Source organism: Roseibium litorale (assembly GCF_014842915.1).
Classification (GTDB): Bacteria; Pseudomonadota; Alphaproteobacteria; order Rhizobiales; family Stappiaceae; genus Roseibium; species Roseibium litorale.
The window spans coordinates 500,040-513,922 of the sequence record NZ_JACYXI010000001.1 but is presented as its reverse complement, the minus strand read 5'-3'; the positions used below and the strand labels follow the sequence as shown (position 1 = coordinate 513,922).

The following is a 13,883-nucleotide window of genomic DNA, read 5'->3' as shown; positions in this document are numbered from 1 at the left end:
AACGTGTCTGGAGGGTAAAGTGCATCTCTTCATGGCAGGTTAAGCGAGTTCCAAAACCTTCCGCATACCCTACCGCGCCAGTTCCTTCATGGCCTCTGTCAGGCCTTCCACGGTCAGCGGGTACATGCGGTCTTCCATCAGCTCGCGGATCATGCGGATGGAGTGGGTGTAGTTCCAGTGGGCCTCGCGCAGCGGGTTGAGCCAGACCGCGCTCTTGTAGAGCTGGGTCACCCGCTGGATCCAGGCGCTGCCCGGTTCCGGGTTCCAGTGCTCCACCGAACCACCCGGATAGGCGATCTCGTAGGGGCTCATGGACGCATCGCCGACGAAGACAACCTTGTAGTCCGAGGGGTATTTGTGCAAGAGGTCCAGAGTGGCGATCCGCTCGGAGTGGCGGCGGCTGTTCTGCTTCCAGACGAACTCGTAAAGGCAGTTGTGGAAGTAGAAATGCTCCATGACCTTGAACTCTGTCCGCGCCGCAGAAAACAGCTCCTCGCAAATGCGGATATGGTCGTCCATCGAGCCGCCGATATCGAAGAACAGCAGCACCTTCACGGCATTGCGCCGTTCCGGGCGCAGCTTCACGTCCAGAAGGCCCTTGTGGGCGGTGGAGCGGATGGTGCCGTCGAGGTCCAGCTCTTCGGCAGCGCCCGTGCGGGCAAAGTGGCGCAGGCGCTTGAGCGCCACCTGGATGTTGCGCGTGCCGAGGGCCTGGCTGTCGTCCAGGTCCTTGAACTCGCGCTTGTCCCAGACCTTCACAGCCCGGCGGTGGCGGCTCTTGTCCTGGCCGATGCGCACGCCTTCCGGATTGTAGCCATAGGCGCCGAAGGGGGAGGTGCCGGCTGTGCCGATCCACTTGTTGCCGCCCTGATGGCGCGCCTGCTGCTCCTTCAGGCGCTCGCGCAGGGTCTCCATCAGCTTTTCAAAGCCGCCAAGGGCCTCTATCTGGGCCTTTTCTTCCTCTGACAGATGCTTTTCAGCCAGCTTACGCAGCCATTCTTCCGGGATCTCGCCGGAGGGCGCGTCGCTCAAAAGGTCCAGCCCCTTGAACACCTGACCGAACACCCGGTCGAACTTGTCCAGGTTGCTCTCGTCCTTCACCAGAACGGCCCGGGCGAGATAATAAAAATCCTCCACCCGCCGCTCCGCCAGATCCTTCTCCAGCGCCTCCATGAGGGTCAGATATTCCCGCAAGGAAACGGGAACCCCGGCAGATTTCAGCTCAGTGAAGAAATTGACGAACATGGGAGAAAGGTAGCGGGAAAGGCTTGGACGGGGAAGGGGCATTCGACCCTCACCCGGCGCTTTGCGCCGACCTCTCCCGGTCCCGGGAGAGGTGATGGGGGCATGCGGGAGGCTGAGGGATTGGGAGGGCGGAGCGGCAGGTTCGGCCTCACCTCTCCCAAGCCTGGGAGAGGTCGCCGCGCAGCGGCGGGTGAGGGTTACCCCTGCTTGTCTTGCCTTTCGGCGCGGGTCACCAGCTCGCCCATGAAGTCGGAGAGCTTTGGCCCTTTGCCCGCGATGAAGGGGGCGGGGCGGCAGACCGAGATGGCGGCGATGCCGATGCGGGCGGTCAGTAGCCCGTTGATCACCCCTTCACCGAGGCGCGCGGAGAGGCGGGCAGCTAAACCATGGCCAAGCACCTGAGAGGCAAGACTGTCGCCAGCTGCCATGCCGCCGGTGAGCGCCAGATGGGTGGCGACATGGCGGGCAAGGCGCAGGAAGCCCAGGGTGCCGGGCCGTCCGCCGTAAAGCTCGGACAGCTGGCGGATGGTGCGCATGTTGACGTAAAGCACGGCGAGAAGGTCCACCAACGCGCGCGGGCTGACGGCGGTGACGAGAGAGACCCGCTTGGCGCTGGACATGACCAGCGCCCGCGCTTGCGCGTCGAGCGGCGCGAGCAAGTCACGCTCGGCCAGAATGATCAGGTCGCGTCCGTCGATCACCTCGCGCATGTGGCCTGCCAGAACCTGCCGCCCGTGGGCGGTCTCGGGCCGGGCAGAGTAAAGGGCTGTTAGATCGCCAAGGCTCTTCTGGGCGGCTTTCGTGTCGTTCCGGCTTGCTGCGTCACTCAAGGCGTCGCGCAGGTGGTCGATCTTCGCCACACGGCGCAGGGAGAGAAGTTCGGAGGCGATCAGGCCAAGAAGACCGCAGGCGGCGAGCGCGGCCAGGGCAACGCCGGTCCAGCCGAGCCAGTCGGTGCGGGAAAAGAGGTCCCGGATCAGGGCGTCCACCGCCAGGCCAACCGAGAGGCTGACGAGGCCTCCAAGGCCTATGGCGAGCCACTTGCCGAAGCCTGCCTTCTTCCGTGTGGCCGGAAGAGCGGCGGTGCGCGCCTCCGCTTCCAGATCCTCTTCGGTCAGATCGGGCAGGATGACAGCCTCGCCTTTCAAAGGGCGGCCGAGATCGTCGGGACCGAAGCGGACCTTGTCCTCATCGAGAACGAAGGCGGCAGGCTTGCGGCGGCCAGAACCAGAACTGGAGAATTGATCGCTCATGATAGCCGGTCTCCGATCAGGAATTCAAGCGCCCGGTCGAGGCGGATATGGGGCAGGGACAGGGGCATGCCTTCGGCGGTGCGGTCCAGACGGGGCGGGCGGAAGCGCAGGAACCTGAGGTCGGCCCCTGTTTCTTCATGTGCTGCGTCAGCACCCGTGTGAAGGGCCTCAGGATCTGAGTCAGGTGCCTCGAAAAGTGAGTCCGGATCTTCCGGTAAGTCTCCGGGAAACATTGCGATTTCCCGCTCGCCGTCGAAAGATCTACCGTCGATCATTTCCCCCGGCAGAGGCGTTCCCAAAATGGCAGGCAGCTCCTGCCCGTCCTGCTTTACGGTGGCCTCCCGCGTCGCGCGTACGGCGGCCATGGCCAGAACCTCCACTTCGGCGCCGCTGAATTCTGCGCGCTCGATGCCCCTGGCAACGAGGCGTTTCAGGATCTTCTGCAGCCGGTCGTGATCGTCCCGGTGCAGATGGTCCGCCTTGGTCGCGGCAAACAGAATGCGGTCTATGCGGCGGGTCAGGATCGAGCCGAGCCAGGACCTGCGGCCAGGCCGGAAGGCGGTCAGCACCTCGCCAAGAGCGGATTGCAGGTCCGACAGGGCAGTGGGGCCTGCGTTCAACGCATGAAGGGCGTCTACCAGCACGATCTGCCGGTCGAGCCGGGCGAAATGGTCGCGGAAAAAGGGACGGATGACATGGGTCTTATAGGCCTCGAAGCGCCGCTCCATCATGGCCAGCAGGGTTCCCGGGCGGCCGGCTGCGGCATCAAAAGGGATGTCGAGCGGCGCAAAGGTAAGGGCAGGCGAGCCATCCAGATCACCGGGCATCAGGAACCGCCCGGGCGGCAGCATGGACAAGGCGTGGGTATCGGCGCGGCAGGCGGAGAGATAAGACTTGAAGGCTGCGGAAAGACGCTGGGCATCCATCTCGCTTTCCGGCCCCTGCGGGTCCAGCCCGCCAGCGATCGTGAGCCATTCATCGGACAGGCCGGTGCGGTTTGCTCCACGGGCAAGGCGCACGGCCTCGGCGGCAAATTCGGCGTAGGATTTTTTCAGGAGCGGCAGGTCGAGCAGCCATTCTCCCGGATAGTCGATGATGTCGAGATGCAGCTTGCCTGAACCTAGCTTACGGCTGAGATAGGAGGTGCTTTCGAATTCGATGGTCAGGCGCAGCTCGGAGACCTGCCGTGTGGAATGAGGCCAGACCCGGTCACCGGTCAGGGCTGCCACATGGGCTTCATAATCGAAGCGGGGAACGGCATCGTCCGGCTGCGGCTGGAGATAGGCGCGGGCAATCCGTCCGCCAGAGGCGGCGGAAAACAGCGGCAGGCGCCCGCCATGGATCAGATTGTGTACCAGGGCCGTGATGAACACAGTCTTGCCGGAGCGGGCAAGGCCGGTCACGCCGATGCGCAGGGTGGGGACTGCAAGGCTGGTGGCTGCATCACCGAGATTGGCCAGTGCCAGACGGGCTTCGTCTGCGAGAGTTTGAAAGGGTGTCAAACGGGAACCTCCAGACTTGCATGTAGGGAGCAAGCGCCTTGCCTGCAATCGCTCAGTCGGGCCTCAGCGTCAACTGGACATCAGGTTCCGGGGTTTTACGAAATGGATCAGCTGTCCCGTCTCCGGGATCAGCTTGCTCCAGTCCTCCAGATCAAAGTCGAGAACGCAGAGGCCGCCGGAGGGATACTTGGCCTCCATATCGGCTTTCAGGTCTGCCGGGCCAGAGCCGAAAAGCTCATGAGCGGTTTCCTCTGTGGCAGGGTTGTGGCCAATCACCAGAAGGGTGTGGGCCGTGCCACCCTGCTTGCGTATTTGAGGGATATAACTGTCCTCGCTCTGGTCATAGAGCGCGCGCAGCAGACGCACTTCGCCCTCACGCGGCAGAAAGGGCATGATGCCCGCGAGAGTCTCGCGGGTTCTCTGCGCCGTGGAGCAGAGGATGAGATCCGGGAACAGGCGGTTGTCCGCCATAAATCTGCCAATCGCAGGGACTGACTTCTGCCCTCTTGCGTTGAGGGGTCTGTCGACATCTTTCAGTGAACTGTCGGACCAGTCTGACTTTGCGTGGCGCAGCAATATGAGGCGGGCCAAAAGTTCCTCCTATGTGGGGCAGGGCATCCGGCATGTAGGGCGCGGGGACAAGTTACGCCAGCCCCATGTTCGAGGTTAGTTCTGACGGGCAAGGAGATCTTCAAACGCCTTGAGGGCAGGGACGATATCCGCTTCCTGCGAGGGCAGGGAATAGGACATCCAGAGACTGTAGTCCGCCTTCTTGCCGTTGAAATACCAAAGCGTCTCGCAAAGGATGCCCGGAGCCCAGTCGCGTGTCTGGAAGGAGATGCCGCGGCTGGCGGGGCCTGTCAGGGAAACCTCATGGAAGCCTGCGGCCCTGTAGCTCTCGAGAAAGGTCTCGGCAGCTCTCGCGCCCGTTCCGCTCAAATGCGAGCGAAGCACAAGCTGCATCCCCGCATCGCCTGCATAAACGCAGCCTGCCATGCGGTCCGCATCGGCAGACAGCAGCTTTGTCCGGAACACGAAACCGACCACGTCAGGGCAGCGCAGTCCGGAGAAGTGCCGCACGCCATAGACGTCCGGCGTCCACTCGGATTCCTCGTTCCCCGCAGTCTGCGCCATTGCTGCGCCTGCCAGCGAAACCGCGAGGATCACAACAATGAGCAGCCTGCCGGGCATGTTACTGCCGCTCCCGCCGGCTCATGAAGGCAAGCCGTTCGAACAGATGCACATCCTGCTCATTCTTGAGCAGGGCGCCATGAAGGGGCGGGATCAAGCTTGCGGTATCCGAGCGGCGCAGAACCTCCGGGTCGATATCCTCATTGACCAGAAGCTTGATCCAATCGATCAGCTCGGAGGTCGACGGCTTCTTCTTGAGGCCTGACACATCACGGATGTCGTAGAAAAGTGTCAGGGCTTCGTTCAAAAGGCGCTGTTTCAGGCCGGGGAAGTGGACTTCGACGATTTCGGCCATGGTTTCCTTGTCAGGAAACTTGATGAAATGGAAGAAACAGCGGCGCAGGAAGGCGTCCGGCAAATCCTTCTCATTGTTGGATGTGATGATCACCACGGGGCGGCGGACGGCCTTGATGGTTTCCCCAGTCTCGTAGACGTGGAACTGCATCCGGTCCAGTTCGAGCAGCAGGTCGTTCGGAAACTCGATATCCGCCTTGTCGATTTCATCGATCAGGAGTACGGGCCGCTCAGGGGCTGTAAAGGCCTCCCACAGCTTGCCCTTGCGGATGTAGTTGCGGATGTCGCGCACCCGCTCGTCGCCCAACTGGCTGTCTCTGAGGCGTGAGACGGCATCGTATTCATAAAGCCCCTGCTGGGCACGCGTCGTGGACTTCACGTGCCACTCGATCAGTGGGGCCTTGAGGGCCGCTGCCACCTGTTCGGCAAGGATGGTTTTACCGGTGCCCGGTTCCCCCTTCACCAGAAGCGGCCGCTCCAGGGCAACGGCGGCGTTGACGGCGATCCGCAGATCCTCCGTGGCAATATAGCTGTCAGTGCCTTCAAAGCGCATTTTCGGGTTCCGCTCCTTCTGTTGTGCCGAGAGTAGAGGGAGGGCCGGGGCAGGGCAAGGTGGCCGGGACTGGGCAAGAGTTGCTATGCAATCTTTGTTGCAGCCTACAGAAATTGCCGGACATGCAGGGAAACTTTTGCCGCTAGGTCATTCCTTCCTTGGCAATATAAAGAAAAATACTTTTCAAAATTCGTCTAAGGTATTGAATTTAAAGAAATTAAAAAATCGCCTGGCGGTTGGCACGGGCTTTGCGATCTCATCCTCAGTTTTCAGGCTGGGCCTGTGTCACTTAAGAGGATGTGAAATGGGTATCTACGGGGCAATCAATGCTGCGGTGTCCGGGCTTTCGGCGCAATCCAAGGCGCTGGAGAACCTGTCCGGTAACGTCGCCAACTCGCAAACCACAGGTTACAAGCGGCTGGACACGACCTTCTCGGATCTGGTGTCGGGTGGTGGTGCCCGTCAGGCAGATCAGGTGGCGGGTACGACCTATGCAACTTCCCGCGCCACGAACGGTCTGCAGGGCGATATCTCTTCGGTGGATGTCGATACCTATATGGCGATCAATGGCGATGGCTATTTCATCGTGACGTCCGCCAATGATGTGATTGATGGTCAGACGACTTTTGCTGACACCGATTACTACACCCGTGCCGGCGACTTCGAGATCGATGACGACGGCTATCTGGTGAATACCTCGGGGTACTATCTGCAGGGCTTCCCGCTGGACGTGGATACGGGCAACCAGGTTGGCGATAATCCCGGTGTCATTCAGATCAGCAAGGAGCCGATGGCGGCAAAGGCGACAACGACGATCGATTATCAGGCAAGCCTGCCTCTGGTGCCAAAAACGACGGATTACGATGGTGTCAGCAAGGCGACGGCTCTTCTGGATACCGCTACAGTTGGTGCGGGGGATATTTCCGCAGCGAATGAAGATACATTTATCGATCAGTCGATCTCTGGCGGATCAATCACTGTTTACAACAGCAATGGTACTCCGCTGGCTGTCGAGGTGCGCTGGGCGAAGACAGTTAACGCGGATGCCTCCGTCCCGGTCGATGATACGTGGAGCATGTTCGTCAGCAGCGGCGGGCTCGATCCGGCATGGCTTGAAGTCGGTAATGTGGCCTTTGACGATACAGGCGCTATGGGCACGCTGACGTCAGGTACGACCGGTGCGGTTAATGGGTCCGGCGATGGGTTTGATATCGCGAGCCTGACGATCGGCGATGTGACGGCAACGGGTATTGAAATCTCGTTCGGAGCGACCGCTCTGACCCAGTACTCGAACTCTTCGGGTGTCGCGACCTCCGTGGATCTGGAGCAGAACGGCTACGCAGCCGGGGATCTTGTTGGAATTTCCATCGATGAATCGGGCCGTATCAATGCGACCTATTCCAACAGCCAGACGCTGGGTCTCTACGATATCCCGCTTGCAACCTTTGATGCTGACCAGAATTTGGAGCGTGTCAATGGGGCTGCCTTCAAGGCTACTCCGACATCAGGTGTGCCGAACCTAAGCGGTGGAGGGGCAATCAAGTCCAACGCTCTGGAATTGTCGAATGCCGACATCGCTTCCGAATTTGCAAAGCTGATCGTGACTCAGCAGGCCTATTCGGCGAACTCGAAAGTGGTGACCTCGTCCAATGACATGTTGGACTCCGCCCTCAACATGGTTCGCTAACCGCTCCTGACCCCCGGCGGGAGAAGCCCGCCGGGTCCGTCCCTGAGGTGAAGGAGACACCGACATGGGTTTGACTTCCGCCCTGAATACCGCGTTGTTCGGCATCCAGTACAGCCAGCGTCAGATCGACGTTGCGGCTGGGAACATCGCGAATGCAGATACCGCCGGATATTCTACTAAGTCCGTTCAGGCGAACGTCTTCTTCGATTCCGCGGGTAACGTTACAGGTGTCGTCACTTCCGATGTTATCCGTCAGGTCGATGAGCGGATTCAGACTGCTTATTTCTCCTCCCTTGCGGATAACAAATACGCCGACCAAATCGCGAACTTCACTGACCGGCTGGACAACCTGATTGGAACTCTGGACGACGGTTCCGGTCTAGCCAATTTGGCGACGGATTTCGCGAACAGCCTGTCCGCCCTGGTCAATACGCCGGGCTCCAACTCCGCGCAGGCCGAAGTCGTTGCGGCTGCAGACGCCCTTGCCCGGCAGTTGAACCGCACATATGCCTCAATCAACGACCTGCGCCAGGATGCGGACGACTCCCTGCGTGTACAGACTGAAGACGTCAACAGTCTGCTGAACAACATCAAGGAAACCGACGATCAGATTCTTCAGTCGAAGGCATTGGGGATCAGTACCGCGGAGCTGGAAGATCAGCGCGACCGTTACGTGGAGCAGCTTTCGGGATATCTCGATATTCGTGTCGAGCAGGACAGTAACGGTACGCTGAAAATCTCGACCCAGAACGCTCAGCAGCTTTATGCTGACAACCGTGTTTCCAAACTGAGCTTTGAGGCCACGCCTTCGCTTCAACCCGGCCAGTCTGGCGCGAGCATTATGGTAACGACGCCAGGTGGAACCAAATATGATCTGATTCAGGCCTCTTCCTCGGGCTCGATAGTGGCGCTGAGCCAGCTGCGCGACGACGTGCTGGTCGAGGCCCAGGCGCAGCTCGATACCATCGCTGCGGAAATGTCGCTGGCGATGTCGAATGTCAACGTTGCGAGCACGGCCACAACGGTTGGCCTGGAGAGCGGTTACACGCTGGATCTTTCCGCTTTGCAGGCAGGAAACACGGTTTCCCTGACCTATGTTGACTCCTCAGGCAATACCCAAAACGTCTCATTTGTCGCAGTCGAGGATGCCTCGCTTCTTCCCCTCGGCAATACAGCCACGGCGCGGGCGGACGATGTGGTCTATGGCATCGACATTTCCAGCGGCAGCACTGCTGATTATGTCACTCAGATTATTGCGGCTTTGGCCGCGACTGATCTCAATGTCAGTGACGACGGCTCCGGCAATCTTCAGGTTCTCGGCGATACTGCAACTGCGACAACAGTTTCTTCGCTGACTGCGAATGTCACTGTGACCGATGACACCGATCAGGGGTTAGGCCTGGCCGTCTTCGTGGACAAGCGTGCAGGCGAAGAGCTTTTCACGGATGCGCTGGAAAAGGGCGGGCAACGGACAGGCTATGCCGCCTCCATTGCAGTCAGCTCCGGTCTTCTTGCAGACAGCTCTCAACTTGTGACTTATCAGACTGTACCTGAGACCAACTCGGTCAATGATTCTTCCCGTGCGGAATATCTCATGAACGCGCTGACCGGGAGCGGTGTGTCCTTCGATCCGTCTGCCGGCATTGGCAGCTCGACGACACCCTATGAAGGGTCGATCCTGACCTACATCAACCAGGTGATTTCCTATCAGGGCAATCAGGCAAGCGATGCGCAGGCCTATTCGGAGGCAAAGCAGACGCTGACCTCGAACCTGGCAATCCGTTACGAAGAAAGCTACTCGGTCGACGTGGACGCCGAGATGGCCTTTCTGATCCAGTTGCAGAACGCCTACGCAGCGAATGCAAGGGTCATGCAGACGGTCAATGAACTCTTCGATACCCTGTTGAACGCGGTATAGGTGCAATTATGGCTGTTGATCAGATCACCACATCCCGTGCCTATATGACCAAGCAGGTCGCAAGCCTGAGCAAGACGCTGCAGGAAAAGACCGCGCAGCTTGCGACCGGCAAGGTATCCAATACCTACGGTGGGGTCGGCAACAGCCGGTTGCTCGATCTGGAGCTGACCCAGAAAGTCGGCCGGATCGAAGCCTACCAGGACACGATCGTCACCGCGGAACTGCACATCAAGTCGCTCAACCTCACGCTGGAGCGCATGGAAGAGCTGCGCATCGATTCCAAGTCCGCTATTGATCCGAATGATTTCGAAATGCAGTCCGACGGTCAGACCCGTTCGCAAGCGACTTCGGAAGTTCTTCTGTTTGAGGCTGTCAGCCTCCTGAATACGGAAGTCGCAGGGTATTATCTCTTTGGCGGTTCGGATGCGGACAAGAACCCGGTTTCGGCTGTGAATGCCATTCTGGATGGTGCTGACGGCAAGGACGGGTTGCGTGCTGTCATGTCCGAATATGCCGCGGCCAACCTTGGTCCGAACAACAATGGGCGTATGGATGTTTCCGCGCTGACGACCAACTACGCCGGTTCCATTCCAACAGACTCTACCTTCACGGTTGCCGAAGACGGCGCTCATGATTTCGGCTTTGATATTTCCTCCGTCACCAACGGCCTTTCCAATGTTGCCGTAACAGGGCCCGGCGGTGGGGATCCGGACAGCTTTGATATCTCCTTCACGGGCCAGCCGACGGTCGGCGAAACCATATCGATTGCGTTGACCCTGCCGCCGGATCATTCCGAGCCGGTGACAATCGAGCTGACGGCCAAGTCAAACGCCAATACAGCAGATAGCTTCACCATTGGTGCGGACCTTGAAGAGACGGCGGCGAACTTGCGGGCTGCCATTAACACCGCTCTGGAGGAGCAGGCGTCGACGACTTTGCGGGCTGCTTCTGACGAATGGGCGGGCAACCAGTTCTTCGACACCTTTGGCGGCACGGAGCCTATGCGCGTCGATGGCCCGCCCTTTGACACGGCGACCGGCCTTGTCGCCGGCGGTTCAACGACCGTTTCCTGGTACACAGGCGACAACACGGCGACGACGAACGCACGCGAGGACAAGAGCGCCGCGATCGATCAGAACCTGATCATCAACTACGGTGCCCGTGCCAATGAGCAGGGCCTGGCGGATGTGGTAAAGTCCCTCGCGATCTTCGTTGCAGCAGACTTTACCGGTGGCACGGATCAGGACGAAATCTACTACTCGCAGCTTGCAACCAATCTGCGGGGCATTCTTCAGCCTTCAACGACTGATCAGTCTGGCATCGTGGACATTTCGACGGAAGTGTCCATCGCTCATCGCACATTGTCTGCGACGTCGGACCGCCATCTTCAGATGAAGTCCAGCTATCAGACGACCATTGACGAGATCGAAGGAGTGGACAAGGAACTCCTGGCAGCAGAAATTCTGCAGCTTCAGACGAACATAGAGGCCTCCTACAAGGCTTCGTCCATCGTCTACAATCTGAGTCTTGTGAACTACCTTTAGACTTGAGGTTCTCTCAGACCTGAAGGTCTTCAAAAGCCGCCTGAAGCAATGCAGGCGGCTTTTTGCTGACCAACTGAGAGAGTGTTCAACATCGTTAACGAAAACGGGCCGGGGCAGCTCTTCAAAGCGCTCCGGCCTGTTGCTGTTCGATATCTGGTCTTTTCCGGATTATTCTGGGCGTGCACGCAACCCTTCGGCGATGTTGCGGTTGATGGAGATCAGCGTGCCAAGCTTTTCCGGCTGCGGGTCCATCATTACGGCCATCGTTTGCTTGAAGACGAAAACCCCAAGTGTCGCAAGATTGTTCTTCACATCCTGGGGGAGAGGATTCTCATCGCTGGTCGCAGAAGTCACAAGGACCGTCCAGAGCTTGCGATTGTAGGTCAACGCTTCATCTTTCTCGGCGAAGGAGCTTTCGTCCCACTCGTCCTTGATCAATTGGAGGCGTGCCGCAGCTTTCATGAGTAGTGTCGCTTCGAGTTCTCTTGGCGATACCGCTACCTGGCTAGTCTTCTGATATGCCTGCGCTGCCTGCTTGTACATGACCGATCAGCGTCCTCTCGTACTCAATAAGCTTCCGTGCTTCTTTTAGGGCTTTATAGAAGGCGCTGGCGATGATCGCATTGCTGATACGTGTAACGTAAGGAATGGTACTCGGCGCAGCCTTCACGATGTCATTCACTAAAGTGAAGTAGTTCTCCTGGATTTTTTCCACTTCGCTGGAGAGATACATCAGCTGAACTGCCAGATAGACGCGTTTCGCTGGAGTATCTGCTGTGGCCGGTGTGAGGATATCCTTTTCCCTAAGGATAGGCGCTTTCCCTTCGATGAAAAGACGGGTTCGCTGGCTGTCATTCGTAATGACTGAATCGCCAATGATGATCCGCTCACCTGGTTTCAACTCGACCTTGAGCGCCATTCCTTGACCTCCAAAAAACAGTATCCCGCAGCAACATTGAGCAAAAGTTAACGGGATGCCCGAGTTTCTTTAACGTTTGACCTCTCCGGATTACCCGAAGAGGCTCAGGACGCTTTGCTCTGCCTGGTTTGCGAGAGACAAGGCCGTTGATGACAGCTGCTGCCGGGTCTGGAGCGCCAGCATGTTTGCGCCTTCCTCGTTCATGTCAGCGATGGTCAGCGCACCGGCCCCCACTTCCAGCGTGTTGACCATTTGGCTGGTGAAGTCGGTTCTGATCTGAACCGTCGAGAGGCTGGTCCCGAAGTTGCTGGCACTTGAGCGCAATTCATCCAAAGCAGAATTGATCGACTGGAGAATACGCTCGATATCCGTATCCGCTTTGAAATCGGAGTCCGTCGCCGTCAGCTTTACGGTGCCGTCCGTCGTCGCCAGCCGGTCGATGTTGAAGTCCTTGTTTGTGCTGGTGATGTTGAAGGAAACATCACCAACCAGACTCACGCTGCCAGAAGCAAAGTTCGCGTCGAGGCCTTTGACGCCCTTGATCAGGCTGACAAGGTCGCTGACTGTGGTATCGGCATCGATCTCTAGGGACGCGGCTTCATATCCATTGCCGTCTGTAATGTAGAGTGTGTCGCCGACCTGGAAACCGCCGGATTCAGACAGAGAGGCTGCGGCCGTCATGATGGTGCTGGTGAGCGTTGTCGTACCAGTCCCGATCCCGCCGTTTGTGGCGGTTCCTCCCCCCGCGTTGTCCTTGGAAATACTGAGTGTGACTGCCGGGTCCAGTCCAGTTTCGATCGTAATCTGGTCCGTTGTCTCGTCGAAACTTGCCTTGATTCCCTGTACGTCATTCAGGGCATTCACGTAATCCTGTACTGTTTCGATCTGCCCTGTGCCTGAGCCAACGGTGAATGTCTTGGATGTCGTGCCATCCGATACGGTAACGACGTCCCCGTCAGACCAAGCAGCCAGATCGGTCAGCTTGGACGACGCCTGCAGCCCTGTCAGATCAATGGTGGTCGTTCCTGAGGCGAGGGTGAAGGCGGATGTTGCACCAGCTCCCGTCCCCAGATCCGACAGGGCAAGACCGGTCGAAAGGCTGGTGTCCGTATAATCAACCGGATGGACCGTCAGGTTTGAGGTGCTGTCCTCATTGAAAATGACTTGCAGATCGTTTCCTGCGCCGGCCAAAAGGTTCTTACCCTTATAGTCAGAGTCGCGTGCCATATCCTCGATCTGCTGCAGGATCTCGTTGTACTGCTCAGCATAGGTCTTGCGCTGATATTCGCTCTGGGTTTGAAGCGCCTGATTGGCAATTGCCTTCGCCGACTCCACGAGTTTGGTGATGCTCGTGATGCCTTTGTCCGCCGCCTTGATGGTCTGGACGGCCTGGCCCATGTTGTCGAGCAAGTTGGTCAGATCGCTGGCGCGGTCATTCAGGCCTGCCGCGGTGAAGAATGAATTCGGATTGTCGAGAGCAGAATTGACCTTGAGGCCCGTTGCCAGCCGGTTTTGCGTCGTGGACTGGAGCTTTGCTGTGTTCTTCAGCGACAGAAGGTTGTCACGAACAGCACTGGAAAGGACGATATCGCTCATCTGGCTTCACCACATCTACATGCAGCACTCCGAACTCGAGAGTGCGACTGGTCAACACCTTCAGGATGAAGGTTGAGATCCTAAAATGTAAATGGAAAGTTAACCTATGTTGCGAGTGATAATGTTTTGGTAAGGAAGGTTACCAAAAGAATTCTTTTAACATATTGAAAAATATGAGAAA

12 protein-coding genes are annotated in these 13,883 nt (G+C 58.4%); 3 read left to right on the top strand and 9 right to left on the bottom strand.

Annotation, left to right across the window (positions count from 1 at the left end; genetic code table 11):
* Nucleotides 1-69 precede the first annotated feature (69 nt).
* From IG616_RS02680 to IG616_RS02655, 6 genes are all read right to left on the bottom strand, one after another.
* Nucleotides 70-1,245 (bottom strand): vWA domain-containing protein, encoded by a 1,176-nt coding sequence (locus IG616_RS02680; protein ID WP_192146689.1) that lies wholly within the window; start codon nt 1,243-1,245, stop codon nt 70-72.
* Between the two features lie 197 nt (nt 1,246-1,442).
* On the bottom strand, nt 1,443-2,498 hold the full coding sequence (locus IG616_RS02675; RefSeq protein WP_192146112.1) for a YcjF family protein: 1,056 nt from the start codon (nt 2,496-2,498) through the stop codon (nt 1,443-1,445).
* Nucleotides 2,495-4,000, bottom strand: coding sequence for a YcjX family GTP-binding protein (locus IG616_RS02670; protein ID WP_192146110.1), 1,506 nt, complete (start codon nt 3,998-4,000; stop codon nt 2,495-2,497). The genes IG616_RS02675 and IG616_RS02670 overlap by 4 nt, the downstream gene beginning before the upstream one ends.
* A gap of 69 nt (nt 4,001-4,069) precedes the next feature.
* The gene (locus tag IG616_RS02665; RefSeq protein ID WP_246476097.1) at nt 4,070-4,576 is read right to left on the bottom strand and encodes a SixA phosphatase family protein; all 507 of its coding nucleotides are present in this window, start codon (nt 4,574-4,576) and stop codon (nt 4,070-4,072) included.
* Between the two features lie 90 nt (nt 4,577-4,666).
* A complete protein-coding gene (locus tag IG616_RS02660; protein ID WP_209007235.1) occupies nt 4,667-5,191 on the bottom strand; it encodes a hypothetical protein in 525 nt (174 codons plus the stop codon).
* A gap of 1 nt (nt 5,192) precedes the next feature.
* Complete coding sequence (locus IG616_RS02655) at nt 5,193-6,038, bottom strand: AAA family ATPase (RefSeq protein WP_192146105.1); 846 nt, start codon at nt 6,036-6,038, stop codon at nt 5,193-5,195.
* A gap of 304 nt (nt 6,039-6,342) precedes the next feature.
* On the opposite strand from IG616_RS02655, the gene IG616_RS02650 reads away from it, so the two are divergent.
* The 3 genes from IG616_RS02650 (at nt 6,343) to IG616_RS02640 (ending at nt 11,187) form a co-directional block, all read left to right on the top strand.
* The gene (locus IG616_RS02650; protein ID WP_192146103.1) at nt 6,343-7,725 is read left to right on the top strand and encodes a flagellar hook protein FlgE; all 1,383 of its coding nucleotides are present in this window, start codon (nt 6,343-6,345) and stop codon (nt 7,723-7,725) included.
* A 64-nt stretch (nt 7,726-7,789) separates the two neighbouring features.
* A complete protein-coding gene (gene flgK, locus IG616_RS02645; RefSeq protein WP_192146101.1) occupies nt 7,790-9,643 on the top strand; it encodes a flagellar hook-associated protein FlgK in 1,854 nt (617 codons plus the stop codon).
* A gap of 8 nt (nt 9,644-9,651) precedes the next feature.
* Nucleotides 9,652-11,187 (top strand): flagellar protein, encoded by a 1,536-nt coding sequence (locus tag IG616_RS02640; protein WP_192146099.1) that lies wholly within the window; start codon nt 9,652-9,654, stop codon nt 11,185-11,187.
* Nucleotides 11,188-11,355: 168 nt separating this feature from the next.
* Here IG616_RS02640 and flaF read toward each other — a convergent pair whose 3' ends face one another.
* The 3 genes from flaF to IG616_RS02625 form a co-directional block, all read right to left on the bottom strand.
* Nucleotides 11,356-11,730, bottom strand: a complete 375-nt coding sequence (flaF, locus tag IG616_RS02635; protein WP_192146097.1) for a flagellar biosynthesis regulator FlaF — start codon at nt 11,728-11,730, stop codon at nt 11,356-11,358.
* Nucleotides 11,693-12,106, bottom strand: a complete 414-nt coding sequence (flbT, locus tag IG616_RS02630) for a flagellar biosynthesis repressor FlbT (protein WP_192146095.1) — start codon at nt 12,104-12,106, stop codon at nt 11,693-11,695. The genes flaF and flbT overlap by 38 nt, the downstream gene beginning before the upstream one ends.
* A 90-nt stretch (nt 12,107-12,196) precedes the next feature.
* Nucleotides 12,197-13,702, bottom strand: coding sequence for a flagellin N-terminal helical domain-containing protein (locus tag IG616_RS02625; protein WP_192146093.1), 1,506 nt, complete (start codon nt 13,700-13,702; stop codon nt 12,197-12,199).
* Nucleotides 13,703-13,883: the final 181 nt, after the last annotated feature.